Genomic DNA, 26,167 nt, shown 5'->3' with positions numbered 1-26,167 from the left:
GGAGAACATCTGCATGTCGAACACCATCCCGCTCGCCGTCCTCGTCGACTGGCTGCACCGCTTCCGCGACGCCGTCGTGACCCAGCGCGACTGGCTCACCGAGCTCGACTCCGCGATCGGCGACGCCGACCACGGCGCCAACATGGCCCGCGGCATGACCGCGGCCGTCGAGAAGGTGGAGCAGACCTCGCCGCAGACCGCGGGCGACCTGTTCAAGACCGTCGGCATGACTCTCGTGTCGACCGTGGGCGGGGCGAGCGGTCCGCTCTACGGCACGTTCTTCCTGCGGATCGGGGCGACTCTCGGGGCGGAGCCGGAGGTGGAACCGGCGGCGCTCGCCGCGGGCCTGCGTGCGGGACTCGAGGGCGTGGTCGCCCGCGGCAAGGCCGAGGCGGGCGACAAGACCCTGTTCGACGCGATCGCGCCCGCGATCGACGCGCTCGATGCCGCGCTGGCCGAGGGGAAGGCGGCGGAGGAGGCGACCGCCGCCGCCGCGGCGGCCGCTGCCGCGGGCCGCGACGCCACGATCGACCTCGTCGCGCGCAAGGGCAGGGCCAGCTACCTCGGGGAGCGCAGCGCCGGCCACATGGATCCCGGATCCGCGTCGGCGACGCTGCTGTTCGAGACGCTCGCCGCGGCCGTCGCCGGCTGACCCGCCGATGAGCGCCGTCGGGATCGTCGCCGTCTCGCACAGCCTGCGCCTGGCCGAGGCCGCGCAGGAGCTCGCCGCGCAGATGGTGCCGGGCGGGACCGTGCCGATCGTGCTCGCCGCGGGGGCGGGGGAGGACGCGGGCGGCGCGCCCATCCTCGGCACCGACGCGACGCGGGTGGCCGCGGCGATCGACGAGCTCGCCGCGGTCTGCGACGGGGTGCTCGTGCTGATGGACCTCGGATCCGCGGTGATGAGCGCCGAGTTCGCGCTCGAACTGCGCGCGAGCGAGGTTCCGGTGCGACTCGCCTCCGCGCCCTTCGTGGAGGGACTGCTCGCGGCGTCCGTGACGGCGGCGCAGGGGGCGTCGCTCGACGAGGTCGCCGCGGAGGCGAACGGCGCGCTGATCGCGAAGTCGGCGCAGCTGGGAGACGAGCCGCAGGCACCGGCCGGGTCGGGGGGCCCTGAGCTCGAGGAGAGCGCGCCGGCGTCTGCGGTCTCGCGGCCGGGAGAAGGGGTGCGCACGGTCCTCGTGCGCAACCCCGCGGGCGTGCATGCGCGCCCGGCCGCGCTGATCGCGCAGGCGGCAGCCGGGGCGGAGCTGCGGCTGCGGCGGCTTCCGGACGGGGATCCGGTCCCCGCGCCGAGCATGATGCGACTGCTCGCGTTCGGAGCCCGCCCGGGCGACGAGGTGCAGCTGGCCGGGGATCCCGCCGCGGTCGAGCGGGTCGCGGCGCTGTTCGAGGACGGCTTCGGCGAGATGGACGGACCTCCGTTGGCGCCCGGAACCGTCCCTTCGGGGGGAACCGTCCCTTCGGGGGGAACCGCCCCGGCGGCGTCCCTGTCTCCCGGATCGACGCTCCGTGGTCTCGGCGTGAGCCCGGGCCGTGCGATCGCCCCCGTCGCGCAACTCGGCGCGGCGATCCCCGAGCCGCCCGCGGGGCGGCTGCCGGCCGCGGGGCGAGAGGCGGAGGCGGAGCGGATCCCGGCCGCCGCGGCCGAGGTCGTCGCGGCTCTGCGTGCGGCGGCGGCAGGATCCGACGGCGAGGCCGTGCAGATCCTCGAGGCCACCGCGCTGCTTGCCGCGGACCCGGAGTTCGCCGCGGGCGCCGCCGCGCGCGTGCGTGCCGAGGGCGTGTCCGCCGCCCGCGCGGTGTGGGACGAGGCCGCGGATCAGGAGCAGGTGCTACGCGGTCTGGGCGGGCGCCTGGCAGAGCGCGCGGTCGACGTGCGGAGCGTGCGCGACCGCATCGTCGCACGGCTGACCGGGCAGGAGGTCCCGGGGATCCCCGAGCGTGCGGATCCGTTCGTGCTCGTCGCGCGGGATCTCGCCCCCGCCGAGACCGCGACGCTGGGCCGCAGCCGGTGCGCGGGTCTCGTGACAGAGGAGGGCGGACCGACCTCGCACACGGCGATCCTCGCTCGCGCGCTGGGCATCCCGGCGGTCGTCGGCGTCGCCGGTGCGGTCGGGATCGCGGCCGGGACCACCGTGCTCGTCGACGGCGAGGCCGGGACCGTGCGCCTCGACCCGCCCGCCGGGGAGGCCGTCGTCTCCGCCGATCAGGTCCCCGCCTTCGACGGCACCGGTCTGCTGGCGGACGGCACCGCGATTCCGCTGCTCGCCAACGTCGGCGGCGCGGCCGACGCGGTCGCCGCGGCCGCGGCGGGCGCGCAGGGCGTCGGCCTGTTCCGCACCGAGTTCTGCTTCCTCGATCGCGCCGAGGAGCCGACCGTCGCCGAGCAGGTCGCGGCCTACCGCGGGGTGCTCGCGCCGTTCGCGGGGCGCAAGGTCGTCGTGCGCACGCTCGATGCCGGCAGCGACAAGCCGCTGCCGTTCGCGACCGCGACGGACGAGGAGAATCCGGCGCTCGGCGTGCGCGGCCTGCGCGTCGCGCGTGAACATCCCGCGCTGCTCGCCCACCAGCTCGCGGCGATCGCCGCGGCGGGTGCGGCGGAGGGCGCGCAGCTCGAGGTGATGGCCCCGATGGTCGCGACGGTCGACGAGGCCCGCGACTTCGCCGCGGCCTGCCGGGCGGCGGGGATCGCCCGGGCCGGCATCATGATCGAGACGCCCGCCGCGGCGCTCCTGGCTTCCGAGCTGCTCGCGGTGGTGGACTTCGTGAGCCTCGGCACCAACGACCTCACGCAGTACACGATGGCCGCCGACCGGCTGTCGGCGCCGCTGGGCGCGCTCAACGACCCGTGGCAGCCCGCGGTGCTGCGCCTGATCGCGGCCGTGGGCGAGGCGGGCCGGGCCGCGGACAAGCCCGTGGGCGTGTGCGGCGAAGCGGGCGGGGATCCGGCCCTCGCGCCCGTCCTGGTCGGCCTGGGCGTCACGAGCCTGTCGATGACGGCGCGCTCGCTCGCCCGGGTGTCTGCGCGCCTGCGCGCGCTGACGGCCGACGACTGCCGCCGCGCCGCGGCTGCGGCCCTCGGCGCCCCGACGGCCACCGAGGCGCGCGCCGCGGCGGCGGCCGCTCTGGGCTGACGGCGCCGAGGACCCGTCCCCGGGGCGTCCCCGGGGCGCCCGTCAGTCGACCGTCAGGACGAAGCCGTCGGGGGCGGGGGCGATCGTCACGTGGGTGAGGTCGGCGACGACGGCGTCCGGGGAGTGCGCGGCGGATCCCGCGCCGACGCCGATCACGCGCATCCCCGCGGCGCGGGCGGCCTGGATCCCCGCTCCGGAGTCCTCGAAGACGATGCAGTCCGCCGGATCCGCACCGAGTCGGGAGGCGCCGAGCAGGAAGCCCTCCGGATCCGGCTTGGAGGCGCTCACGTGCTCCGCGGTGACGGGGCCCGTCGGCACGCCGAGCTCTGCGGCGCCCATGCGCACGCGCATCAGCCGGTCGTCGGCCGAGGTGACGATCGCGTGCGGGAACGGGGCGAGGGCCTGCAGGAACGCGGCCGCTCCCGGCACCTCGACGACGCCGTCCACATCGCCGCTCTCGCGCTCGAGCATGACGCGGTTCTCGGCGAGATTCTCCTCGTGCGGGCGGTCCGGCAGCATGATCGCCATGCTCTGATGGCCCTGGCGGCCGTGCACGACGCTCAGCACGAACTCCGGGTCGAGTCCGTGCGGCTCCGCCCAGGCCAGCCACAGCCTCTCCACGACGGCGGTCGAGTCGACGAGCGTGCCGTCCATGTCGAGCAGGGCGGCGCGGGCGTGGAAGGTCTGGGTCATGTTCTCAGGGTAGTGGCGGCTCCGCTCCGCGTTCCCCGGGCGCCCGCTCGCGCAGCCCTAGGCTGGACGGGATGAGGGAGGGCGGCGTGATGAGAGCCGAGTGGGAGCGACTGATGCGACGGCTGCGGGACGCGCGCGCCTCCGCGACGCTCCGCCAGATGCGCGAGACCGATGCGCTGCTCACCGGGGCCGCCGCCTTCGTCCTGGGCTTCCTGGTAGCGCTCGTGATCTTCTGGCATCGCACGCTGTCGATCACCGGGCCGTGGTCCGTCGGCACGGTCGCGGCGATCGGCGGCGCCGCCGTCGCCGTGCTGAGCTTCTCCGCCGGGCGCATCGGGCTGCGCATGGAGGCGGCCGAGGCACCCGAGAAACAGGATCCGACGACGGCGAACGACGGCTTCGCGACGCCGGGGCAGCGTCTGCGCTGGTACGAGCTGACCGCGATCGCCCTCGCGCACGGCGCGGTCGCGCTGCTCGCCCTGTTCGGCCTCGCCGCGCTCCTCGAGGCCGGCTTCCGCGACGCCCCGGTCTTCCCGTTCCCCGGTGCCGTCCTCGTCGGCGTCTCCCTCGCCCTCACGGCTTACGTCTGCTACCTCAGCGCGATCGCGCTGAGCCCCACCTCGATCTCGCTCATCCTCGCGGTGTTCCTCGTGATCGGCGCGCTCACCGCGATGCTCGAGGCGACGGATCCGCACTGGTGGCGCGACAACCTCTCCGCCCTCGGCATGTCGAGCAACGCCTCCTCGCCCGCGTTCAACCTCACGCTGATCGTCTCCGGAGTGATGGTCACCACGATCGCCCGCTACGCCACGGCGGCGCTGCCCGTGCCGGAGCTGAGGGACGAGCGCGGGCGCACGATCGTGCGCGTGGCGCTCATCCTGATCGGCCTGCTCCTGGCCTGCGTCGGCGTCTTCCCCGTGGACCGCTTCTTCCTGCTGCACAACACGGTCGCGACCGGCATGGCCGTGTGCTTCGCCGCGGTCGTGATCGGCCTGCCCTGGTTCCTCCGCCGGATCTCGCGCGTGTTCGTGGTGCTGGGCTGGGTGTACGTGCTCGTGATCGCGCTGCTCGGAGTGTTCTTCGCGACCGGCTACTACAACCTCACCGCGGTCGAGCTGATCGCCGCCGTGCTGATCTTCAGCTGGATCATCGTGTTCCTGCGCACCGCCGGCGCCGATCACGGGCCCTGGGACGCCGCGCGGCCCGAGCGCGCGGAGTCCGTCGCGCGGCGCTGAGCGAGCCTCCCCCGGAGAGCGGATCCGGATCCCTTCGCGGCACGACATGTCCGGCGCGCTCGGGGACAACCCGCCGCATCGGCGCCGGATGAGAATGGGAGCATCGACCGTCGTCCGCACACTCGAAGGAGAGACCGATGACCGACACGTCCGCCGCGTCCGCGCTGCTCGACCGCATCCAGGCGCCCGAGGGCTCCGGCCGCGACATCCCCGACGCCGCCACGCGCGAGATCATCGGCCGCGCCCCGGTGCAGACCGTCGCCGACCTGGATGACGCGATCGCCCGGGCCAAGGCCGCGCAGCCCGCCTGGGAGGCGCTCGGCCACGCGAAGCGGAGCGAGCTGCTGCTCGCGGCGGCCGACGCCCTCGACGCGAACGCGGAGGCGCTCGCGCAGCTGCTCTCCCGCGAGCAGGGCAAGCCGCTCAACGGTCCGAACGCCCGGTTCGAACTGGGCGCGTGCTCGGCCTGGCTGCGCACCAACGCGACGACCGTGCTGGAGCCCGAGGTGCTCGTCGACGATGAGAACCTGCATGCGGAGCTCGTCTACAAGCCCGCGGGCGTCGTCGGCGCGATCGGCCCGTGGAACTGGCCGCTCATGATCACCATCTGGCAGATCGGCCCGTCGCTGCGGATGGGGAACACGGTCGTCGCCAAGCCCAGCGAGTACACGCCGCTGAGCGTGCTCGCGATGCTGTCGGTCATGAACGAGGTGCTGCCGGCCGATGTGCTGATCGGGATCTCCGGCGACCGCGAGGTGGGCGCGCGCATCGCGTCGCACCCCGACATCGACAAGATCATGTTCACCGGATCCACGGCCACCGGCCGCAAGATCATCGAGAGCTCGGCCGGCAACCTCGCCCGGCTCACGCTCGAGCTCGGCGGCAACGACGCCGGGATCGTGCTGCCCGGGACGGATCCGGCCGCGATCGCCGAGGACCTGTTCTGGGGCGCGTTCATCAACACCGGTCAGACCTGCGCGGCCATGAAGCGCCTCTACGTGCACGACTCGCTCTACGACCAGGTCGTGGACGCGCTCGCCGGCATCGCCGCATCCGTGCCGATCGGCAACGGCCTGGACGAGAACAACGTCCTGGGCCCGCTGCAGAACAAGCAGCAGTTCGACATCGTCTCGCGCCTCGTCGAGGACGCGAAGGCCCGCGGCGCCCGCGTCGTGACGGGAGGCGAGGCGGCCCCCGAGCTCGGCGAGCTGTTCTACCGGCCCACGATCGTGGCCGACATCGACAACGACGCCGCGCTCGTGCAGGAGGAGCAGTTCGGGCCGGCGCTGCCGATCATCCGCTACTCCGACGTGGACGAGGCGTTCGCGCTCGCCAACGCGGTCGACGTGGGCCTCGGCGCCTCGGTGTGGTCGAGCGACCCCGAGGCGGCGCGCGAGGCCGCGACCCGCATGCAGTCCGGCACGGTGTGGATCAACTCGCACGGAGGGCTGCACCCGATGGTGCCGTTCGGCGGCGTGAAGAGCTCCGGCTATGGCCTCGAGTTCGGCGTCGCCGGCCTCAAGTCCGTCGCCGTGCCCCAGGTCGTCTCCGGCCCCGGCCGGAAGGCCTGAGCCATGGCCCGCTCCGCGATCGTCGTCGGAGCCGGCACCTCGGGGAGCATCGTCACCCGGCGTCTCGTGGACGCCGGGTACGACGTGACGCTCATCGAGGCCGGTGGATACGACACCAACCCCGCGATCCACGACCCCTCCCGTGCGGGCGAGCTCTGGCACGCCGCCGAGGACTGGGACTACTTCACGGTGCCGCAGGAGCACGCGGCCGGGCGCCGGCTGCACCTGCCGCGCGGGAAGGTGACGGGCGGATCCCATGCGCTGAACGCCATGATCTGGGTGCGCTGCGCCGCCTCCGACTTCGACGGCTGGGAGAGCGCCGGTGCGACCGGCTGGGGCTGGTCCGAGGTGCTTCCCGTGTACGAGGCGATCGAGAACGAGCTGCTGCCCGTCACCGACGACTACCCGCTCGTGCCGATCCAGCGGTCGATCATCGACGCCGCGGTCCAGGAGGGGCTCTCGCAGAACCCCGACTACAACGGCGGCACTCTCGACGGCGTCTCGCAGGAGCAGGTCACGATGCGCGACGGCCGCCGCGTCAACACCTGGATGGCGTACGTGCGCCCGGTCGAGGGCGCGCCCAACCTGCGGGTCGTCACGGACGCCGAGGTGCACTCCGTGATCGTCGAGGACGGCGTGGCCGTGGGAGTGCGCCTGAGCGGCGGCGCCGAGCCGGCCGGAGCGTCCGAGCTCCGCGCCGACGAGGTGATCCTCGCCGCCGGCGCCCTCGGCAGCCCCGCGATCCTGCTGCGCAGCGGCATCGGTCCGCGCGAGGACCTCGAGGCGCTCGGGATCGACGTGGTCCGCGACGCCCCCGCGGTCGGCGCGAACCTGCACGACCATCTGCTGTCCCCTGTGATCTTCACGACCGCCGAGCCCGTGGGGGCGCCGGAGCCCGGCGTCTCCGTCACGCAGACGCATCTGTTCTGGCGTTCGCGCGAGGATCTGGCCGAGCCCGACACCCAGCCGATCCACTTCTCCGTGCCGATGTGGGGCGAGCTCGACCCGCGTCCCGGCGCGCACGGACCGGGCGACGGCTTCTCCCTCATGGCGGGGCTCGTCACGCCGCACAGCCGGGGCGCGCTGCGCCTGTCCGGACCCGGCGCGGAGGATCCGCTCCTCATCGACCTCGCGGCCCTCGAGGACGAGCGCGATGTCGCCGCGCTCGCGGCATCCGTCCGCCAGGCGCGCCGGATCGGCGCCCGGCCCGCGCTCGCGGGGGAGTGGGGCGCGATCGAGGCCTACCCGGGTCCTGAGGTGTCGGACGCCGACGTCGAGGACTGGGTGCGCCGCACCGCGATCACCTACCACCACCAGGTCGGCACCTGCCGGATGGGATCGGATCCGGACGCCGTCGTGGATCCGCGCCTGCGCGTGAACGGCATCGCGGGACTCCGGGTGATCGACGCCTCGGTCATGCCGACGATCACCACGGGCAACACGAACGCCCCCGCCGCCGTGATCGGCGAGCGCGGCGCGCTGTTCGTGCTCGAGGACGCGGGCTAGGACCTCGCGCGGCCGGGCTCCTCAGGGGTCCGGCCGCGCAGCTCCGCGAGCAGTGCCTGCAGTCCCGCCTCGATGCGCTCGTCTCCGGCGACCTCGGGCAGCAGCACCGAGACCATCTGCCAGCCGGCGTTGCGCGAGGCGACTTCGCCGACCGCCGTGTCGATGTCGATGTGATCGGCGAGCTCCCCGTCCTCCCTCGCCTCGACGAGGAAGCGGCGGAACTGGTCCCGCCAGCGAGAGTTGTTCTCGCGGTGGATCTGGGTGACCCTGGTGTCCTGCGAGGCGTGGTCCCAGAACGCGATCACGACGCGGGCATACTTGGGGCCGAGTTCTCCGAACGGGAGGATCTCGCGGCACATCTGCTCCAGGGCGTCGAGGCCGCGCTTGCCCGCGACCTCGGTGAGGATCCGTCCGTTGGCCTGCACGTGGAGCCGCACGAAGGACGCCGTGAGCAGGCTCTCCTTGGTGGGGAAGTAGCGGGCGATCGCCCCGTGGGTGTAGCCGGCCTCCGCGGCGATCTGGCGCATCGTGAGGCGCTCGAAGCCCTCCCGGGCGATCACCTTCGTGGCCGCGTCCGCGATGTGGTCCCGCCGTTCGTCGTGGTCAACGATCTTGGGCACGTCAGTCCTCCTCCGATCCTGATGATCCTAGGGGCGCCGCAACGGGAAGCCGCGCCATCTTTCGTGTCCAATTGGATACGTAAGATTCTGAAACATCTTGACAACACTAACGCCTTGCTGGATATTTAAGTGACCAAGTGGTGATTAAAGACGATGAAGTCGCACCGCAGCGACGCCTCCGCTCCGAGATCCCATCCCTCGCTCTGACAGGAAGCACACATGCACATCACGCGCGCACTCCGTGTCGCCGCCGCGGTCGTCGCCGTCGGCGCGGCCGCCGCCCTCGCCGGCTGCTCGTCCTCGTCCGGCAGCGCCGAACCGGGGAAGAAGGGCGATCCGACCACGGTCAAGGTCGCCACGATCGGACTCACCTCCGACGGCAGCCTGCTGACCGGGATGGCGAAGGGGTTCTTCGCCGATGAAGGACTCAGGATCGAGACGTCGATCGTCGCGAACCCGCCCGCCGGTCTCGCCGCCGCGCAGAGCGGGCAGGTCGACATCGCCTACTCGCCCAGCATCCCGCTGCTCAACGCCCTCAGCCAGGGCGTGAAGATGAAGGTCGTCGCGCCCGCCGACGGCTACCCGGACGCGGCGACCAGCGCCTCCGACCCCGCGGCTTTCGACGATACCGGCCTGTTCGCGAGCGCGTCCAGCGGCATCACCTCGGTGAAGGAGCTGGCCGGCAAGACGATCGCGATCCCCGCCCGCAAGGCCCAGCTGGAGGTCGTCATCGCCGAGCAGCTCAAGAAGAACGGCATCGACCCCGCGACCGGCGTGAAATGGGTCGTGCTCGACTTCACCTCGGCCGTCGCCGCCCTGAAGAGCGGCAACGTCGACGCGGCGGGGCTCGTCAGCCCCTTCACCGCGCAGGCGCTCACGGCCGGCAACCCGCAGCTCGCCGCGCCGTCGATCGGCTTCTTCGAGACCGGGGCGACCGGTCTGTGGACGACGGGCGACGCGACCGCGACGGCGAAGAAGGACGTCATCAGCGCGTTCCAGCGCGCGATCGCGAAGTCCAACGAGTACGCCACCGCGCACCCCGAGGAGGCCATCAAGGCCGGCCTCGCCTACACGAAGTCGACGCTCGTGGTCGATCAGGTCAAGGTGCCGGTCTGGCCCGCGACGGTCACGACCCAGGATCTGCAGCGTCCCGACGACAAGATGGTGGATCTCGGGTTCCTGAAGAAGCCGGTCGACCTCTCGGGCGTCATCCTCGCGAAGTGACGACCGTGACCCGCTCCCGCATCCTCCCCGCGCTGCTCGGCGCCGCCGGCGCACTGACCGCGCTCGTGGTGTGGCAGCTCGCGGCGACGGTCGGCCCGCTCTCCGGCGCACCGCTGCCCTCCGCCCTCGAGGCGCTGGGCGCGGCGGGCCGCCTGCTGGGCACGCCGCAGCTCTGGCAGGCGATGGCGGACACCCTGGTCATGGCGCTCACCGGCCTCCTCGCCGCGGCGATCGTCGGCGTGCTGCTGGGTATCGCGATCGGATCCTCTCCGCTCGCGATGCACGCGACCAGGGTGCCGCTGGAGTTCCTCAAGCCGATCCCGCCCATCGTGATCCTCCCGGTCGTGGTGCTCGTGCTCGGCCCCACCTCGGGCATGGGGACCTTCCTGGTCTTCTTCGGCTCCTTCATCGCGATCGCCGTGCAGTCCTCCGCGGGGGTCTTCGACACCGATCCCGTGGCCCGCGCCACGGGCGCCTCCTACGGGATGACCCGCGCGGAGATCCTCACCCGGATCGTGATCCCGAGCGCGCTGCCCTACATCGGCACCGCGCTGCGGGTCGCGGCCCCCACCTCGCTCGTCATCGCCGTCGTCGCGGGCCTGCTCGGGGGAGGGCCGGGACTCGGCCAGAGCCTGCTCATGTCGCAGATCTCCGGCAACCAGCCCGAGCTCTTCGGCTACGTGCTGATCCTCGGCGTGCTCGGCCTGCTCATCCAGGGGCTCAGCCAATGGGGCGAGCGGCGGCTGCTGCACTGGCACCCGCAGTACCGGAAGGCGGAACACGCATGACCCTCACCACGTCCGTGCAGACCGGCGCCCGGCTGCGGCGCGGGCGCCGTCTGAGCGCCTCTCCGCGCTGGCTGCTGATCCTCGTCGAGATCGCGGTCCCGATCGTCCTCATCGCGCTCTGGTGGATCGCCTCGGCGGGATCCACCAACACGTTCTTCCCGCCGCTGTCCGCGATCCTGGGACGCCTGGGCGAGCTGATCGGAACGCCCGCGTTCCTCGGCGACATCGGCGTCTCGGTGCTGAACCTCGTCGTGGCCTTCCTCATCGCCACGGTCGTCGGCGTGCTGCTGGGCTGCGCGCTCGGGCTCATCGCGCCGCTCAGCTGGTTCGTCGAGCCGACGATCCACTTCTTCCGGGCGATCCCTCCGGTCGCGCTCGTGCCGATCTTCGTGTCGCTCATCGGCTTCGGCAACGGCACGCGCATCCTCTCGATCTCGCTCGCCGCGCTGTTCCCGATCCTCATCTCCACGATCGACGGGGTGCGCGCCGGCGAGCCCACGCTGCAGATGGTCGGGCGGGTGTACCGCCTCGCCCGCGCGGAGCGGCTGTTCCAGGTGACCCTGCCGGCCGCGAGCCCGCGAATACTCTCCGGCATGCAGGTGAGCCTCATCACGGCGTTCGTCGTGATGATCGCGAGCGAGATGCTCGGATCCTCCTCCGGCCTGGGCGCGGCGACGCTGCTCGCGCAGCAGTCCTTCGCGATCGCCGACATGTGGGCGGGCATCATCGTCCTCGGCGTGCTCGGCTACCTGTCCACCGCCCTGTTCGTCCTGTTCCGCCGCGCGGTCCTGCGCTGGTACATCGCCTCACAACAACTGGAGAAGAGCGAATGAGCATCACCACCAGCCCCCGGCTCAGCGTCCAGGGCCTCGCCAAGACCTACCGCACCAAGAGCGGCGACGTGCCGGTCATCGCCGATCTCACCTTCGACGTGCAGGCGGGCGAGGTGGCCTGCATCGTCGGGCCTTCCGGCATCGGCAAGACCACGCTGCTCAAGTGCCTCACCGGCCTGCAGCCGATCACGTCCGGATCCGCCCGCATCGACGGCGTCGAGATCGACGGACCGCCCGAGGAGATGGCCCTCGTCTTCCAGGAGTACACGCGCTCGCTCATGCCGTGGCTCACGGTCGAGAAGAACGTGCGGCTGCCGCTGCGGCACCTGCGACTGAGCGCGGGGGAGCGGGAGGAGCGCATCACGTCGGCGCTCGCGGCGGTCGGGCTCGCCGGCGCGGGAGCGAAGTACCCGTGGCAGCTGTCCGGCGGCATGCAGCAGCGCGTCGCCATCGCCCGCGCGATCGCGTACCGCCCCGAGGTGCTCGTGATGGACGAGCCGTTCGCCTCGGTCGACGCGCAGACCCGGTTCGAGCTCGAGGACCTGTGCCTGCGGATCCGCGAGCAGTTCGGTATGACGATCCTGCTCGTGACGCACGACATCGACGAGGCCGTGTACCTCTCGGACCGGGTCATCGTGCTCGGCGAGCGCCCCGCCCGCGTGACCGAGATCATCGAGATCGACTTCGGCGGCCCCCGCGATCAGCTGGAGACCCGGGCGACCGCGGAGTTCGCCGAGCTCCGCACCCGCATCTTCGGGCTCATCCGGAAGGCGGGCTGAATGGACGACGCGGCACGCGGCTATGAGGGGTTCCCGGGACGCATCGGCGAGTTCACCTCCGAGTCGGATCCCGCGTGGCGCGTCCGGCCGGCAGCGCCCGAAGGGGCGCCGAACATCGTCGTCATGCTCGTCGACGACCTCGGCTTCAGCGACCTCGGGCCGTTCGGCGGCGAGATCCGGACGCCGTTCATCGACGGGCTCGCGGCCGACGGCTGGCTGTTCACGAACTACCGCACGGCTCCCATGTGCTCCCCGGCCCGCGCTGCGCTGCTGACCGGGCTGAACCCGCACAGGGCCGGCTTCGGCTTCGTCGCCCACATCGATCCGGGCTATCCGGGGTTCGCCTGCGAGCTGCCCGCGGCGGCGCCCACGCTCGCGGAATCGCTGCGGGCCGGAGGCTACGCGACGTTCATGGTCGGCAAGTGGCACCTGACCGTGGAGTCCCGGCTGCACGACGGCGCCGACCGGTCCTCGTGGCCGCTGCAGCGCGGCTTCGACCGCTACTTCGGATCGATGGACGGCTTCACCTCGCTGCACCATCCGCACCGCCTCGTCCAGGACAACTCCGTGCTCGACGTCGCCGAGTTCCCGGACGGGTTCTTCCTGACGGACGAGCTGACGGATCGTGCGATCGGGATGATCGACGAGCTCCGCGTGAACGAACGCCGCAAGCCCTTCTTCCTCTACTACGCGCACACCTCGGTGCACGGGCCGATCCAGGCCAAGGAGGAGGACATCGAGCGCTATCGCGGCCACTACGAGCGCGGCTGGAACGCGCTGCGCGAAGAGCGGTTCGCACGCCAGCGCGCCCAGGGCATCGTCCCCGCGCACGCGGAGCTGCCGGGGGATCCGCTCGCGGACGGCGACCGGATCCCGCACTGGGACGACCTCGGGGCCGAGGAGCGGGCGCTCTACGCCCGCCACATGGAGGTCTACGCGGCCGCCGTCGACGAGATCGATCAGAGCGTGGGGCGCCTGCTCGCGCGGCTGGACGAGCTCGGCGAGCGCGAGAACACGATCATCGTGATCGCGAGCGACAACGGCGGCACCGCCGAGGGCGGCCCGACCGGAACGCGCAGCTACTTCTCGCAGTTCGGGCTGCACGGGGCGGTTCCGGACGGGTGGGTGAACGACGTGCCCCGTGATCTCTCGGAGATCGGCGGCCCGCGACTCTACGGGCAGTACCCGACCGGCTGGGCGCGGGTGTCGAACACCCCGTTCCGGTCGTTCAAGTCGAGCACCTATGAGGGCGGCGTGCACGCGCCGCTCGTGATCTCCTGGCCCGCCGGGGCCGCGTCGCCGGGACTCAGAGACCAGTTCGTCTTCGTGTCGGACCTCGCCCCGACGCTGCTCGAGCTCGCCGGCGTCGCCCGCCCGGAGCAGTGGAACGGAACGGCGGCGCCCGAGGTGGACGGCGACAGCATCGCCGAGATCCTCGCGGATCCGGCCGCTCCGGGACGTGAGCAGCAGTACTTCGAGTGCGTCGGCCGGCGCGCGTTCGTCGAGGGGGAGTGGAAGGCGGTCTCGCCGATCCCCCCGACACGCGCGCAGGGCGCCGCCGGGGGCGTGTGGGAGCTCTACCACCTGCCGAGCGACCCGACCGAGACGCGCGATCGCGCGGCGACCGAGCCCTCGCGGGTGCGGGCGCTCGCGGAGCGCTGGCGCACCGAGGCCTGGCGGAACACCGTGTTCCCGCTCGACGACGACGGCACGCTGCACTCGGTGCGCCCCGGAACGGAGGCGCCGCTCTCGGAGCCGGTCGAACTCGTGCCGTTCCGTCCGCCGCTCGAGCGGTTCCGCTCCGCGCGGCTCACGGTGCTGCGGTCCTTCGAGGTGCACGCCGAGCTGGATCTGGAGCCGGGTGCGGAGGGCGTGCTCCTCGCCCACGGCGATCAGGGCGGGGGGTACCTCCTCGCCCTGGACGGCGGCGAGCTGCTGCTCTCGTACAACGCGTACGGCGCGATGCGCCGGGTGCGCGCGAGCGCGCCGGGATCCGGTCGCCACCGCATCGACCTGCGGGTGCGGGCCGATCTCGGCCTGCGCTGGAGCCTCACGGTCGCCGTGGACGGCGTGGAGCGGCTCCGCCTCGACGACGTGCCCATGCTCGTCGGCATGGCGCCCTTCACCGGCATCAGCGTGGGCTACGACTACGGCGGCCCCGTGGACTGGGACATCTACGAGCGCCACCGCTCCTACCGCTTCTCCCGCGGACGGATCCTGTCCCTGCGCTACGTCCCGGGCGAGCCGTCGCCCGAGGACGCGACCGTGCTCCGCGCGATCGAGCAGGAGATGCGCGACCTCGTGGACTGAGGGCGGGCCGGACCTGGTCCGGCCGGGCCAGGCCTGCGCCGGGCCTACCTTCGTCGACGCCCCCTCTGGGTATCCGCGCCCCCTCGCAGCGACGTGCGTGCGAGGGGGCGTGGACGCTGCGAGGGGGCGCCGACGTGAGTGGAAGCGGGGCGACGCGAACGCGCGGGGTCAGTCGTCCAGGAGGGCGGCGGCGAACATCGGGCGGGCGGCGTCGGCGCTCGGCGGATGGAAGAGGCCGGCGGTCGCGTCGCGGTACAGCCGGCTCAGCTCGTGGCCGTTGTCGAAGCCTCCTCCGCTCGTGCACATGAGCGCGGCCTCCGCGGCGCGACGGGCGGCGGTCGAGGCGTTCAGGCGGGCGCTCACGAGGAGCAGCGGCCAGCGCGCGCCATGGTCGAGCAGCTCGTCGAAGTCTCGGCAGTAGGCCTCGAGCTGCGCCGGCACCGCCAGGTAGTCGAGGTGCGCGTCGGCGAGCCTCGTCCGCGACTCGGGCACCTCGGCGTAGGTCGCCCCGGCCTTGGCGGAGCGGCGCTTCTTGAGTCCGGCGGCACCCAGGTCGAGCGCGCGGCGGGCGACGCCGGCGTAGACGGATCCGATCAGCAGCTGGAAGTTGCTCGTGATCGCGAAGGTGAGCAGGTCTGGCACCCGGCCCACGGCGATGCGGCGGTTCACCCGCTCCGGGGCCATGCGCACGTCCTTCAGGATCGTGGCGCGGCTCTGCGAGGCCCGCATGCCCATCACGTCCCACTGGTCGGAGACGGCGATGCCCTCGGCGGCGCGCTCGAGGAAGCCGTAGACGAGCATCGGGTTCTCCGGATCCGTGTCGTCGCGGCCGTGCGTGATGAGCCGGGTCCAGACGGGGGAGAGCGAGGTGAAGATCTTGACCCCGTTGAGGAGGTAGCCGCCGTCGGCCTGCGGGACGGCGCTGGTCTTCGAGTCCTGCATGACCCAGTCGTTGGAGGGCTCGCTGATCCCGAACGCGAAGATCTCCCCGGCCATCGCCTCGGAGAACACCTGGTCGAGGGAGTGGTCGCCGCGGTCGGCGAGGGCCTTCGCGACGCCCGTGCACATGAGGTGCATGTTGACCGCGAGCGCCGTCGCCGGGGCCGCGGTCGCGAGGCGCTGCTGCAGGTGCGAGACCTCGTCGAGGTTCAGCCCCGGTCCGCCGTGCGCCTCCGGCACGAACAGCAGCAGGTATCCGCGCTCCGTCAGCTCGGCGAGATCCTCGTCGAAGAACCGGTTCTCCCGGTCGTACACGGCGGCGCGCTCGCGGAATCGCTCGAGCAGCTCATCCGGCAGATAGCGTTCGGCGAGCTCGGCGTGGCGGGTGAGACGATCGGTCATCGTGCCTCCTGGGGTGAGTATCCGGATCCCGGTTGTGATCCCGGTCGTTTCGGGGCGCCATCCCGTGTTTCGGGGCGCCTGGCTCCGGGTGGGGACGGCGTGCGGCGCCCCGCACCGCGGGGGTGCGCCCCAAAACGGGCGGCGCGGCCGCGCATGCTGCGCGCGCTCACGGCCGCTCCAGCACGAGGGCGCCGCTGTGCCCGCCGAAGCCGAAGGACGGGGACAGGACGCGGCGGATCCGTCCGGCGTCGTGTGCGGTGCCGTGGACGATGTCCCAGTCCGCGTACTCGGGGTCGTCGAGGTTGAGGGTGGGCGGGATCAGGCCCGTCTGCAGGGTGCGGATCGCGAGGATCGCCTCGACCGCCCCGGAGGCGCCGAGGAGGTGCCCGGTGCTCGACTTCGTGGCGGTGACCGGGATCGATCTGGCGCGGTCGCCGAACACGGCTTCGAGGGCCGCGAGCTCGGCCGCGTCCCCGGCCGGGGTGCCGGTGCCGTGCGCGTTGACGTGGTCTATGCCGTCGGCGGCATGCGCCTCGAGGCCCGCGTCGGCGAGGGCGGCGGAGACGGCCTGCGCTGCACCGCGACCCTGCGGATGCGGCGCCGTGGGGTGGTGCGCATCGCTCGATTCGCCGAATCCCGCGAGCACGGCGAGCGGCTCCGCGCCGCGGCCGCGGGCGACGTCCTCGGCCTCGAGCAGCAGGGCTGCGGCGCCCTGGGACATCACGAAGCCGCGTCGTCCGCGGTCGAAAGGACGGCTCGCCGCGGCCGGATCCGCCTCGTATCCGCTCGCGAGCGCCCGCAGGTTCGCGTTCGCCGCGAGGTTCACCGCGTTGAGGCAGTCCTCCATGCCGACCACGAGCACGGCGTCGGCATAGCCGTGCCGGATGCGGCGGAGGCCCTCGCCGAGCCCGATCGCACTCGATGCGCACGTCGCGGTCACGCCGTGCGCGGTGCCGCGGGCGCCGTACCGCTCGCTCAGCAGCGCGGCTGCCGCATCGGGCGCGCCGTGCACGACCACGCTCAGCGGCACGCCGCGCGGACCCCGGGCGTCGAGGGCGCGGGTGGCGGCCTGCATCGCATCGACCGGGCCGGATCCGGTCGCGGCGAGGACGACCGTGCGGGTCGGATCCCAGGGGAGCGGTGCCCCGCCGCGCAGCGCGGCGGGATCGGCGCCGGCCTCGGCGAGGGCCTGATCCGCGGCGGCGATCGCCCAGAGCTGCAGGGGGCTGAGCCGGCGGCTCAGCGGCGGATCCACGATCCCGGTCGTGTCGAATCCGCGGATCCGGCCGCCGATCCGCACGGCGAGGCCCTGGAACTCCGGCTCGTCCAGGGCCGTGATCGCGCTGCGGCCGTTCACGACCGCGTCCCACAGGGCGGGGACGTCGAGACCGCTCGGCGTGATCGCGCCGAGCCCCGTGACGACGACGCGCCGATCCGCGCCGGTCACAGTCGCACCGCCTCGCCGGACTCGACCAGCGCGGTGGCGGCAGGCCTGCGGATCTTCCCGCCCGCCGTGCGCGGCAGGCGGGGCACGCGATACCAGCGGCGCGGCACGAACTGCGGGGCGAGCCGGTCGCGGGCCCAGGCCTGCAGATCGGCCTTGGGCGGCGGGGCTTCCGAGCCGTCCTCGACCACGAGCGCGACCACCACGCCGAGCCGTGCGTCGGGCAGGGCCACGGCGCACACGGCGCCGAGTCCGGGCATCGCGGCGAAGGCGCGCTCCACCTCGGGCAGCGAGACCTTGTGCCCGCCGGTCGCGACGATGTCGCCCGCGCGCCCGGCCAGCTGCAGTCGGCCGTCCACCATCCGGCCCACGTCGTGCACGGTCGCCCAGCCGTCGGGGCCCCGCAGCACGGCGTCGGTCGTCGCGGCGAGGTAGCCGTCCGAGCACGCGGCGGCGCGGATCCACAGCGTGCCGAGCTCGCCATCGGGAACGCTGCGCCCGGCATCGTCGCGGATCTCGGCCGCCACCTCGTCGTACAGGTCGAGCAGCGTGCCGTCGCCGCCGCGGCTGTCGCCGATGAAGCCGATCTCGGCGGCGCCGTAGTAGCTGATCAGCCGCACGTGCGGGAGCGCCGCGGCGAGCCCCTCGCGCAGGACGGCGGGCAGGTTCGCACCGCCGGTGATCACGAGCTCGAGCCCGGCGAACGCGGCCGGATCCCGGCGCGCGGCGTCGATGAGCACCTGCACCACGGCCGGCACCGCGACGATGCGGGTGATCCGCTCCGCGGCGACGCGGCGGGCGAGGTGCGCGGCGTCGAACGCGTCCGCGAGATGCGCCCCACCGCCGGTCGCGAGGCATTCGATGAGCGCGTACAGCGTGAGGCTGTACGACAGCGGTCCCGGTGCCAGGGTCTCGACGCCCGGCAGCGGTTCGAGGTGCGCGCTCGAGACGGCGACGTTCGCGCGGTACTGCCGCCGGGTCTTGAGGAACGCCTTCGGGTCGCTCGTGGTGCCGGAGGAGAAGAGCAGCAGGAACGCCTCATCGCCGTCGCGCACGGTCGGCGGATCCGCGGGGATCGCGGTGCGTTCTCGGTCGAGGAACTCCGCGAGCGGGAGCACGGTGCCGGTCCACCCGATGTCGCGGAGAGCCGGAGCGAGTCCGGCATCCTCGCTGATCACGAGCCCGATGCCCGCGGCGGAGATGACGTGCACCCGGTGCGGGAAGGGCCACTGCGGGTCGATCGTGGCGGACACCGCGCGGTATCCGGCGAGGCCCGCGACGATCCGCGCCGCGTGGAAGGCGCTCGCCACGCTGACCGCGGTGATCGGGATGCCGCCGGTCTCGGGAGCGGGTGACGGGGGAGCGGCCTGAGCGCGATGCGCCGCGTCCACGACCGCGAACACGCGGCGCGAGTCCTCGACGAGGCCGGCGTAGTCCAGAGCGCCGTCGGCGCCCACGATCGCGGGCTGGACGGGACGCCGTGCGGCGGTGGAGAGCACGGTGCTGGTGATCGGCATTCCCCGCCCTTCCCGTGACGCGTGCGTCCCCGGGGCCGGCCGGCGTCGCCGATCCAGTCTATGACCGGCCGGAGGGCGCAGGACCGGGCGTGCGTGCAGGGCCGGAGCGGCCGAGCGTGCAGGGCCGGAGCGGCCGAGCGCGCAGGGCCGGGCGGGGGCCGCGGAACTGCCGCGGGTCAGTCCGCGGGCGTCTCGTCCTGCAGCAGGGCGACCGCGGACGCGAGCGTGTCGCCGTCCGGGATCCGTCCTTCGGGGCTCAGCAGCCAGAGGATCCCGAGGCCCTGCGAGAGCACGAACTCCAGCTGCGCCAGCGCGAGGGCCTGGTCGGGGGACAGGTCGGGGTAGGCCGCGACGAGCCCCTCGGCGACGCCCCGGTAGCCCTCCTCGACGGCCGCCTGCATGCGGGTCAGCGCGGCCGGATCCCGCATCATGCGCACCGCGTTCTCCATGCTGGCGAGCAGCGTCTCGCGGTTGGCGGCGAACACGTCGGGCATGCGATTCCACAGCGCGGCGAAACCGGCGAGGCGGGGGAGATCCTTCGCCTCCAGGATCGCGGCCTCCATGCCGTCGCCGATCCCGGTGCCGAGGGTTTCGAGGAGCGCCTCCGTGACGAGCTGCTCCTTCGAGCCGAAGTGATAGCCGATCGCGGCGAGGCTGACGCCGGCCGCCTGGGCGATGTCTCGGGCCGTGGCGTTCGCGACCCCTCGTTCGACGATGACGCGGCGGGCTCCGGCGAGAAGGTCCTCACGATTTCCCATGCGGCCATCCTAGGTCCGTCTTAGACGCTTGTACTAGACAGCCGTCTCAGGTTCGTGTAGACATACGTCTTAGACAAACGTCTGAATCACTCGCATCGAGGAGAACGCCATGTCCGCACCCCATGTCCTCATCTCCGGCGGCGGCATCGCCGGGATCGCCACGGCCCTGCAGCTCGTCCGCGGCGGAATCCGCACCACGGTCGTCGAGCGCGCGCCCGGGCCGCGTCCCGGCGGCCAGGCGGTCGACCTGCGCGGAGCGAGCCGCGAGGCGGCAGAGCGCATGGGCCTCATGCCCGGGATCAGCGCCCACCAGCTGCACGAGAGGGGGATGGTCTACGTCGACGGCCGAGGGCGCTCCTACGGGCGCATGCCGGTCGAGCTCTTCGACGGCCGCGGCGCGGTCGCGGATGTGGAGATCGCCCGCGGGGATCTGAATCAGGTGCTCCTCGACGCTCTCGAGGAGGCTTCCGTGGCAGCTCCGGGGCTGCTCTCGCTGCGCTACGGCGACCGGCTCGAGGCGCTCGCGCAGGACGAGACCGGCGTCGAGGCGCGCTTCGCCTCCGGCGCCTCGGGGCGTTTCGACGCGGCCCTCGGCGCGGACGGAGTGCACTCCGCCACCCGGCGCCTGGCCTTCGGCCCGGAGGAGCGGTTCGCCACGCGGCTCGGCGGCTATGCGGCGTTCTTCACGATGCCCACGCCCGCCGGCATCGAGGACGGCTGGTTCTCGATGCGGATCGTGCCGGGCGCGATGCTCGGGATCCGTCCGGACCGGGATCCGGCGACGTCCAAGGCGATGCTCACGCTGCGCACGGATCACGACGCCTCGCTGCGCGGGGATCGGGCTGCGCAGGAGGCGCTGATCCGACGGATCCTCTCCGGCGCCGGCTGGCAGGCGCCCGCGGTGCTCGCCGCGATGGGCGGGGCGGAGGACTTCTACTTCGACGAGCTCGCGCGCATCGACGTGCCGGACGTCGCGAACGGTCGCGTGGCGCTCGTGGGCGACGCCGGGTACTGCGGGACGCCGCTCAGCGGCATGGGCACGGCGATGGCGCTCGTGGGCGCCTCCGTGCTCGCCGGAGAGCTCGTGGAGGCGCGCGCTGAGGACATGGCCGCGGCGCTGGCCCGGTACGCACGGCGGATCGAGCCGTTCATCGCCGACGGGAAGAAGATCCCGTTCGGCAGCCTCGAGCGCGCGGTCCCCACGACGCGTGCGGGCGCGGCGCTGGGCCGGCTCACGACCCGCGTGATGCTGTCGAAGCCGTTCCTGCCGCTGATCGCGCGCGGCTTCGCGGCGAACGCGACGGACGAGCTGCCGCTTCCGGATCCCACGGCCCCGCGCGTCGCGCGGTGAGCCGATGCGGGGAGTTTGACCTCTCTTGTCGTGCAAGCTAGCTTGTGAGACATGACACCGGACGTCGGCGCGCAGATGCGCAAGGGCGTGGTCGAGTACTGCGTGCTCGGGCTGCTCGCGCGCGGCCCGATGTACGGCTGGGAGCTGTCCGAACGACTGATCGCGGAGGGCCTCATCGCGAGCATCGGCACGCTCTATCCGCTGCTGTCACGGCTGCGGCAGAGCGGCTGGGTGCGGACGTTCGAGCGCCCGTCGGCGGCGGGTCCGGTGCGTCGCTACTACGAGCTCACGGATCGCGGGGTGCAGCAGCTCGCGCAGTTCCGGGCGTCGTGGACGCCGTTCGCGCGCAGCGTGGCGGGTCTGATCGCCGACGTCCCGCCGATGGCGAGGACGACCGCAGAGGGGGAAGCATGACCGGGACCGAGGCGCAGAACCTGCGCGAGGACTACCTGAGCCGGCTCGACGCAGCCATCGCGGAGCTGCCCTGGCGCGTCGCGAACGAGCTGCGCAGCGGCATCGCGGAGGAGCTCGACGGCCTCGGCGCGGCGGAGGTGCGCGAGCGGATCGCGCAGCTCGGGGATCCGGTGCGGATCGCGGAGGCCGCCAGAGAGGAGTCCGCATCAGCGCCGCCCGCCCCGGTCGTCGTGGTGGCTCCCGCGCCGGCGTCGCTGCCGACGTTCGGGGCGAAGCCCGCGATCGTCGACACGAAGTGGTTCGCGATCGTCGGCGCGCTCGTGCTCGGCTTCGGGAGCTTCGTGTTCCCGATCGGCGGGTGGGTCATCGGCGTGGCGCTCGTCACGTCGAGCCGCTTCTGGCGGCGGTGGGAGAAGGCGGTGGCGGTCCTGTTGCCGTTCGTCGCGTGGGTGCTGATGTTCTTCCTCAGCGCACTGCTGCGCGGGCTCTCGGTCTGGTCGCCCTCTGATTCCCGCAATCCACTGCTGCCTGCCGCCTACGACCTGGCGAACGTGGCGTTCGTCCTGATGATCCTCATTCCAGCTAGCACGTTCTGGCTGCTCTGGCGCCTGCGCGGCAGGGACGCGCCGCTGCGCTGAGCCCGACCCCGCGGCGCATCGGGTCTCAGCCCGCCGTGTAGACCTCGCGCCCCGCGAACCAGGTCGACAGCACACGGGCGTCGATGATCGCCTCGGCGGGACCGCCGATCGCGTCGCGGTCCAGGACGACGAAGTCGGCTGACTTGCCGACCTCGAGGGATCCGGTCTCCGCCGCGAGCCCCATCGCGACCGCGGCATTGCGGGTGAACACCTGCAGCGCCTCCTCGGCCGTGATCGCCTGCTCGGGCCAGAGGGTCCCGGGCGCCCGGCGCAGCGGATCCGCCCTCGTGACCAGACCCTGGATGCCCTCGAGCGGGTTCGGCGACTCGCTCACCGGCCAGTCGGATCCGCCTGCGACGAGCGCTCCGGCGTCGATGAGGGAGCGGTTCGGCTGGGAGTGCTCGGCCCGCTCTCCGAGCACCTCGGCGAGCATCTGCGGGATGATCCCGGGGAACCAGATGAAGGGCGAGATGTCGGCGACGACGTCGAGCGCGGCGAGGCGCGGGATGTCCTCCTCGGCGAGGAACTGCCCGTGCGCGATCTGAACAGGCGTCGTGAAGCCCTCGGCGCGCAGCCGCTCCGCGACATCGAGCACGAGGCGCGCGGATCCGTCGCCCGTGCAGTGCACCTTGGCGCCGAGGCCGCGCTCGGCGACCTGACGCAGCCAGCCGTAAAGCTCGTCGAAGGTCATGATGGTCTCGCCGTGGAAGTGCGCGCCGTGCGCGGCGTCGGCGACGTACGGCTCCAGGAACGAGGCGGTGCGTGCGGGCGGCACTCCGTCGAGGAAGATCTTCACGAAGTCGGGCCGGTGGTGCGCGGTGCGGAACTCCTCGCCGCGCGCGATGAGCGGGGATCCGATCGGGTCGAATCCGAAGATCTCGTCGTTGATGAGGAGGGACGACACCACCCAGGCGTCGAGCTCGCCGTCCGCGTCGAGGTCCCGGAGGGCGCCGAGGATGTCGGTGGAGACGCCCGCGTCCTGGAAGGAGGTGATGCCGTAGCTGTTCGCGAGGCGCACGCCGTGCGCCGAGGCGGCCCTGTGCTGCGCCGAGGTCAGGCCGCCCGAGCGGTCGTAGGCCTCCTGCACCGGGATGCCTGCGGCTTCGAGCAGGACGCCGGTGGGGGTGCCGTCCTCGTCGTCCAGGATCGTGACGCCGCCCTCGGGGATCGAGTCCGAACGGATCCCGGCGAGCTCCAGCGCACGCGAGTTCGCCCAGCGGTTGTGGCGGGAGTCCTCGACGAGCATCACGGGACGCCCTCCGGAGGCCTCGTCCAGGAGGCGGCGGGAGGCCGTGTTCGCGAGGGTCGGCAGCATCGTGCTCGCCACGGGGCCGCCGATGATCCAGGCGTCCTCCGGCAGCGTGGCGGCCTTGTCGCGCACGCGGTCGAGGATCTCCTCGAGGGCGAGCGCGGACGGCAGCGCCAGCTCGAACAGGTCCGTGCGTCCTGCCATCGCGTGATGGTTGTGCACATCGGCGAAGCCGGGGTAGACCGCGGCCCCGCCGAGCTCGAGGACCCGGGTGCCGGGTCCGTGCAGCGCCTCGACCTCGGCGCGCGTGCCGATCGCGGCGATGCGGCCGTCGCGTACCGCGAACGCCTCAGCGGCGGGGCGCGCGGGATCCACGGTGCGGATGACGTCGGCGAGGACGATGAGCTCGGCGGGGGCGGTCGTCATGTCAGGCTCCGGTTCCGAAGTGCGCCGGCTCGAGCTCGGGGGCGTGCTGCGTCACCGAGATGAGGCGGCCCCAGGCGCCGAACGTGAAGTGCGTGGGCACCTCGCCGCTCTCGTCCAGCCCGAACAGCACGCCGTGCGAGCGGATCTTGGTGACGTCGCGGTGATCCGCGATCGTGACCGAGGCGCACGGGATGACCTTCTCGCGCCAGGCGAACACGTAGATGCCGGGACGGATCTCCCACACGCTGTTCTCGTCGGTGTCCGCGAGGCCGCGCTCGGGTCCGGCCAGGCACTGCCAGCTGTACCAGCGCTCGGAGAGGTACACGTGCTCGTAGGCGTGCTCCGTGCTGTAGACCCACTCCACACGGCGGCCGATCAGCGCCGTCGTCGGGTGCGGCTCTGCGCCGGAGACGGTGGCGCCGTCGATCGTCGCCGTGCCGAAGTGGTGCTGCACCCGGGTGCGGCCCTTCTCGTCGGCGGGCAGGATCTCGCTGATGATCGACAGCACGCGGCCCGCGCGCAGGTCGACGACGAGCGAGACGGCCTCGTTCGGCAGGTAGTCGTGGTGGAACTGCACGAAGAACAGATCCTCGTCGACCTCGAACGCCTCGTAGGCGTCGGTGTCGCTGGCCGGTGCGGTGGGGTCGCCCTCGCCGGGGGAGTACGTCCAGGTGACCTGGTCGTCGGCGAAGCGGTGCGCGATGCGGGTGCCGTTGGGCGCGGTGAGGTCGATCTCACGCCCGGACAGGGCCGTGGTGTGCGGCGCCTTGTTCGCGTCGAATCCGGGGGCGAGGCCGTCCAGCGGAAGCCAGGTCGACGTGTCGGCGGGGTTCATGGTGGTCATGATGCTCCTTGGTGGGTGGTTCGGGGCAGGGAGGCGGCGATCAGCGCGTGCTGAACTGCTCGAGGTCGGCGGCGAGGCCGTCGTACACGGCGGGCTTCGAGCGCTTGAGGTACTGCGCATAGAAGATCCCGCCGATCACCGCGAGCACGAGCAGCAGCGGCAGCAGGTTGATCCAGAGCTCCTCGGATCCGGCCACGATGTTGAAGTTGAACATCGCGAGGATCGCGATCGCGGCGATGCCGAGGAAGCCGATGCCGGGCGCGATGAAGGTGCTCCACCAGCGGCCGTCGTTGCGGCGGCGGAAGTAGACGACGATCGACAGCGCGGCGAGGCCCTGCAGGATGAGCACGCTGAGGGTGCCGAAGCCGAGCATCGCGGGCACGATCTGGGTGATCGGGTTGGCGCCGGCGAGGAAGAAGATCACCGCGACGACCGCGGCGAATCCGGCCTGCACGATGCCGGCGATCTGCGGGGCGCCACCGGCGCGGGTGCGGGCGAAGGCGTGCGGGAGGATCCGGGCGCGGCCGAGCGCGTACAGGTAGCGCGTCGCGGAGTTGTGGAAGGCGAGCATCGCTGCGAAGAGGCTCACGAGCAGCAGGATCTCCATGACCGTGGTGAGCGGGCCGCCGAGGTAGGTCTGCGCGATGGAGAAGATGAGGTCGCCGTTCGCGAGGTGGTCGACCGCGGTCTTCTGCGCCTTCGCGACGCCGATCGCGCTCACGACGGCCCAGGTGGTGACGCCGAGGATGACGCCGATCGCGGTGATGGCCGTGTACGTGGCGCGCGGGATGGTGCGCAGCGGCTGCTTGGCCTCCTCGCTGAACAGCGCGGTCGCCTCGAAGCCGAGGAAGCCGGTCGCCGCGAGCAGCAGGCCGATCGGAAGGGATCCGGAGAACACGGCCTCGGGGCTGAACGCCTCGAAGCTGTAGCCGGTGCGGATGAGCACCGAGATGTCGAAGACGACGAGCATGCTCACCTCGAGCACGAGGCAGACGCCGAGCACCTTGGAGGAGAAGTCCACGCCGATGCGCGCGAGCACGAAGCACACGGCGATCGAGAGCAGCCCCCACACCAGCCAGTGGATGTCGAGGCCGGTGAGCTGGGCGATGATCGTCTGCATGAAGAAGCCGCTCGTGCCGATCGTGCCGACGACGAAGAAGTTGTAGCCGAGGGTCGCGATGAGGCCGGCGATGAGCCCGCCGGTGCGGCCGAGGCCCTTCACGACGAAGGCGTAGAAGCCTCCCGCGTTCACGAGCTGCTTCGACATCTGCGCGTAGCCGACGGCGAAGAGCAGCAGGATCACCGCCACCAGGAAGAACGACACCGGGGCGCCGCCGCCGTTGCCGAACGCGATGACGAGCGAGGCGACGACGACGATTCCGGTGAGCGGAGCGACGGCGGCCAGCACGAGGAAGACGATCCCGGCGACGCCGAGGGCTCCCTGACGCAGTGCGGTGTGGGTCTGTTGGGTGGGTTCAGCGGTCACGTC

22 protein-coding genes are annotated in these 26,167 nt (G+C 72.5%); 13 read left to right on the top strand and 9 right to left on the bottom strand.

Going from position 1 to position 26,167, the window contains the following annotated elements; genetic code table 11:
- Nucleotides 1-13: 13 nt before the first annotated feature.
- Nucleotides 14-652: a dihydroxyacetone kinase subunit DhaL gene (gene dhaL, locus ACIPY5_RS06015; RefSeq protein WP_400967871.1), complete on the top strand. Its 639-nt coding sequence runs from the start codon at nt 14-16 to the stop codon at nt 650-652.
- Nucleotides 653-659: 7 nt separating this feature from the next.
- Nucleotides 660-3,137 carry a phosphoenolpyruvate--protein phosphotransferase gene (gene ptsP, locus ACIPY5_RS06010; protein ID WP_400967868.1) on the top strand — a complete coding sequence of 826 codons (2,478 nt, stop codon included), beginning with the start codon at nt 660-662 and terminating at the stop codon, nt 3,135-3,137.
- Nucleotides 3,138-3,179: 42 nt separating this feature from the next.
- Here the strand turns inward: ptsP and ACIPY5_RS06005 are convergent, their stop codons facing one another.
- Complete coding sequence (locus tag ACIPY5_RS06005) at nt 3,180-3,830, bottom strand: HAD-IA family hydrolase (protein ID WP_400967864.1); 651 nt, start codon at nt 3,828-3,830, stop codon at nt 3,180-3,182.
- An 89-nt stretch (nt 3,831-3,919) separates the two neighbouring features.
- Between ACIPY5_RS06005 and ACIPY5_RS06000 the strand changes: the two genes are divergently transcribed.
- From ACIPY5_RS06000 to ACIPY5_RS05990, 3 genes are all read left to right on the top strand, one after another.
- A complete protein-coding gene (locus ACIPY5_RS06000; RefSeq protein ID WP_400968489.1) occupies nt 3,920-5,065 on the top strand; it encodes a DUF998 domain-containing protein in 1,146 nt (381 codons plus the stop codon).
- Nucleotides 5,066-5,202: 137 nt separating this feature from the next.
- On the top strand, nt 5,203-6,636 hold the full coding sequence (locus ACIPY5_RS05995) for an aldehyde dehydrogenase family protein (RefSeq protein WP_309339877.1): 1,434 nt from the start codon (nt 5,203-5,205) through the stop codon (nt 6,634-6,636).
- A gap of 3 nt (nt 6,637-6,639) precedes the next feature.
- Nucleotides 6,640-8,142 carry a GMC family oxidoreductase gene (locus ACIPY5_RS05990; RefSeq protein WP_400967861.1) on the top strand — a complete coding sequence of 501 codons (1,503 nt, stop codon included), beginning with the start codon at nt 6,640-6,642 and terminating at the stop codon, nt 8,140-8,142.
- Here ACIPY5_RS05990 and ACIPY5_RS05985 read toward each other — a convergent pair.
- The gene (locus ACIPY5_RS05985; RefSeq protein WP_400967858.1) at nt 8,139-8,762 is read right to left on the bottom strand and encodes a TetR/AcrR family transcriptional regulator; all 624 of its coding nucleotides are present in this window, start codon (nt 8,760-8,762) and stop codon (nt 8,139-8,141) included. The two genes, ACIPY5_RS05990 and ACIPY5_RS05985, sit on opposite strands and share 4 nt — an antisense overlap.
- Before the next feature lie 219 nt (nt 8,763-8,981).
- Between ACIPY5_RS05985 and ACIPY5_RS05980 the strand changes: the two genes are divergently transcribed.
- From ACIPY5_RS05980 to ACIPY5_RS05960, 5 genes are read left to right on the top strand one after another with little or no spacing between them, the layout of a single operon-like run.
- Nucleotides 8,982-9,986, top strand: a complete 1,005-nt coding sequence (locus ACIPY5_RS05980; protein ID WP_400967855.1) for an ABC transporter substrate-binding protein — start codon at nt 8,982-8,984, stop codon at nt 9,984-9,986.
- Nucleotides 9,983-10,774 (top strand): ABC transporter permease, encoded by a 792-nt coding sequence (locus ACIPY5_RS05975; RefSeq protein ID WP_400967852.1) that lies wholly within the window; start codon nt 9,983-9,985, stop codon nt 10,772-10,774. The genes ACIPY5_RS05980 and ACIPY5_RS05975 overlap by 4 nt, the downstream gene beginning before the upstream one ends.
- On the top strand, nt 10,771-11,607 hold the full coding sequence (locus ACIPY5_RS05970) for an ABC transporter permease (protein WP_400967849.1): 837 nt from the start codon (nt 10,771-10,773) through the stop codon (nt 11,605-11,607). The genes ACIPY5_RS05975 and ACIPY5_RS05970 overlap by 4 nt, the downstream gene beginning before the upstream one ends.
- Complete coding sequence (locus ACIPY5_RS05965) at nt 11,604-12,386, top strand: ABC transporter ATP-binding protein (RefSeq protein WP_400967846.1); 783 nt, start codon at nt 11,604-11,606, stop codon at nt 12,384-12,386. Before ACIPY5_RS05970 ends, ACIPY5_RS05965 begins: the two co-directional genes overlap by 4 nt.
- Entirely contained in the window at nt 12,387-14,696 is a 2,310-nt protein-coding gene (locus ACIPY5_RS05960; protein ID WP_400967843.1) for an arylsulfatase, read from the top strand.
- 168 nt (nt 14,697-14,864) lie between these two features.
- Here the strand turns inward: ACIPY5_RS05960 and ACIPY5_RS05955 are convergent, their stop codons facing one another.
- The 4 genes from ACIPY5_RS05955 to ACIPY5_RS05940 form a co-directional block, all read right to left on the bottom strand.
- A complete protein-coding gene (locus ACIPY5_RS05955) occupies nt 14,865-16,037 on the bottom strand; it encodes an acyl-CoA dehydrogenase family protein (protein WP_400967841.1) in 1,173 nt (390 codons plus the stop codon).
- Between the two features lie 166 nt (nt 16,038-16,203).
- Complete coding sequence (locus tag ACIPY5_RS05950; protein WP_400967838.1) at nt 16,204-17,484, bottom strand: beta-ketoacyl-[acyl-carrier-protein] synthase family protein; 1,281 nt, start codon at nt 17,482-17,484, stop codon at nt 16,204-16,206.
- Entirely contained in the window at nt 17,481-18,998 is a 1,518-nt protein-coding gene (locus ACIPY5_RS05945) for a fatty acid--CoA ligase family protein (RefSeq protein ID WP_400967835.1), read from the bottom strand. Before ACIPY5_RS05945 ends, ACIPY5_RS05950 begins: the two co-directional genes overlap by 4 nt.
- A 176-nt stretch (nt 18,999-19,174) precedes the next feature.
- On the bottom strand, nt 19,175-19,756 hold the full coding sequence (locus tag ACIPY5_RS05940) for a TetR/AcrR family transcriptional regulator (RefSeq protein ID WP_400967829.1): 582 nt from the start codon (nt 19,754-19,756) through the stop codon (nt 19,175-19,177).
- 109 nt (nt 19,757-19,865) lie between these two features.
- Between ACIPY5_RS05940 and ACIPY5_RS05935 the strand changes: the two genes are divergently transcribed.
- The 3 genes from ACIPY5_RS05935 to ACIPY5_RS05925 are packed head-to-tail and all read left to right on the top strand — an operon-like array spanning nt 19,866 to nt 22,159.
- Nucleotides 19,866-21,107, top strand: a complete 1,242-nt coding sequence (locus ACIPY5_RS05935; protein ID WP_400967826.1) for an FAD-dependent monooxygenase — start codon at nt 19,866-19,868, stop codon at nt 21,105-21,107.
- 51 nt (nt 21,108-21,158) lie between these two features.
- Nucleotides 21,159-21,521, top strand: coding sequence for a PadR family transcriptional regulator (locus ACIPY5_RS05930; RefSeq protein ID WP_400967823.1), 363 nt, complete (start codon nt 21,159-21,161; stop codon nt 21,519-21,521).
- A complete protein-coding gene (locus tag ACIPY5_RS05925; protein ID WP_400967820.1) occupies nt 21,518-22,159 on the top strand; it encodes an HAAS signaling domain-containing protein in 642 nt (213 codons plus the stop codon). The genes ACIPY5_RS05930 and ACIPY5_RS05925 overlap by 4 nt, the downstream gene beginning before the upstream one ends.
- Nucleotides 22,160-22,184: 25 nt before the next feature.
- On the opposite strand, the gene ACIPY5_RS05920 is transcribed toward ACIPY5_RS05925, so the two are convergent.
- From ACIPY5_RS05920 to ACIPY5_RS05910, 3 genes are read right to left on the bottom strand one after another with little or no spacing between them, the layout of a single operon-like run.
- Nucleotides 22,185-23,834 (bottom strand): amidohydrolase, encoded by a 1,650-nt coding sequence (locus ACIPY5_RS05920; protein ID WP_400967817.1) that lies wholly within the window; start codon nt 23,832-23,834, stop codon nt 22,185-22,187.
- 1 nt (nt 23,835) lies between these two features.
- Nucleotides 23,836-24,678 carry a MoaF C-terminal domain-containing protein gene (locus tag ACIPY5_RS05915; RefSeq protein WP_400967813.1) on the bottom strand — a complete coding sequence of 281 codons (843 nt, stop codon included), beginning with the start codon at nt 24,676-24,678 and terminating at the stop codon, nt 23,836-23,838.
- 40 nt (nt 24,679-24,718) lie between these two features.
- Nucleotides 24,719-26,164, bottom strand: coding sequence for an APC family permease (locus tag ACIPY5_RS05910; protein ID WP_400967810.1), 1,446 nt, complete (start codon nt 26,162-26,164; stop codon nt 24,719-24,721).
- Between the last annotated feature and the right edge of the window lie 3 nt (nt 26,165-26,167).

The sequence above is a fragment of the Microbacterium sp. NPDC089698 genome (assembly GCF_044749045.1).
Classification (GTDB): domain Bacteria; phylum Actinomycetota; class Actinomycetes; order Actinomycetales; family Microbacteriaceae; genus Microbacterium.
The sequence above is the reverse complement of the archived record's forward strand: the minus strand, read 5'-3'. Positions and strand labels throughout refer to the sequence as shown.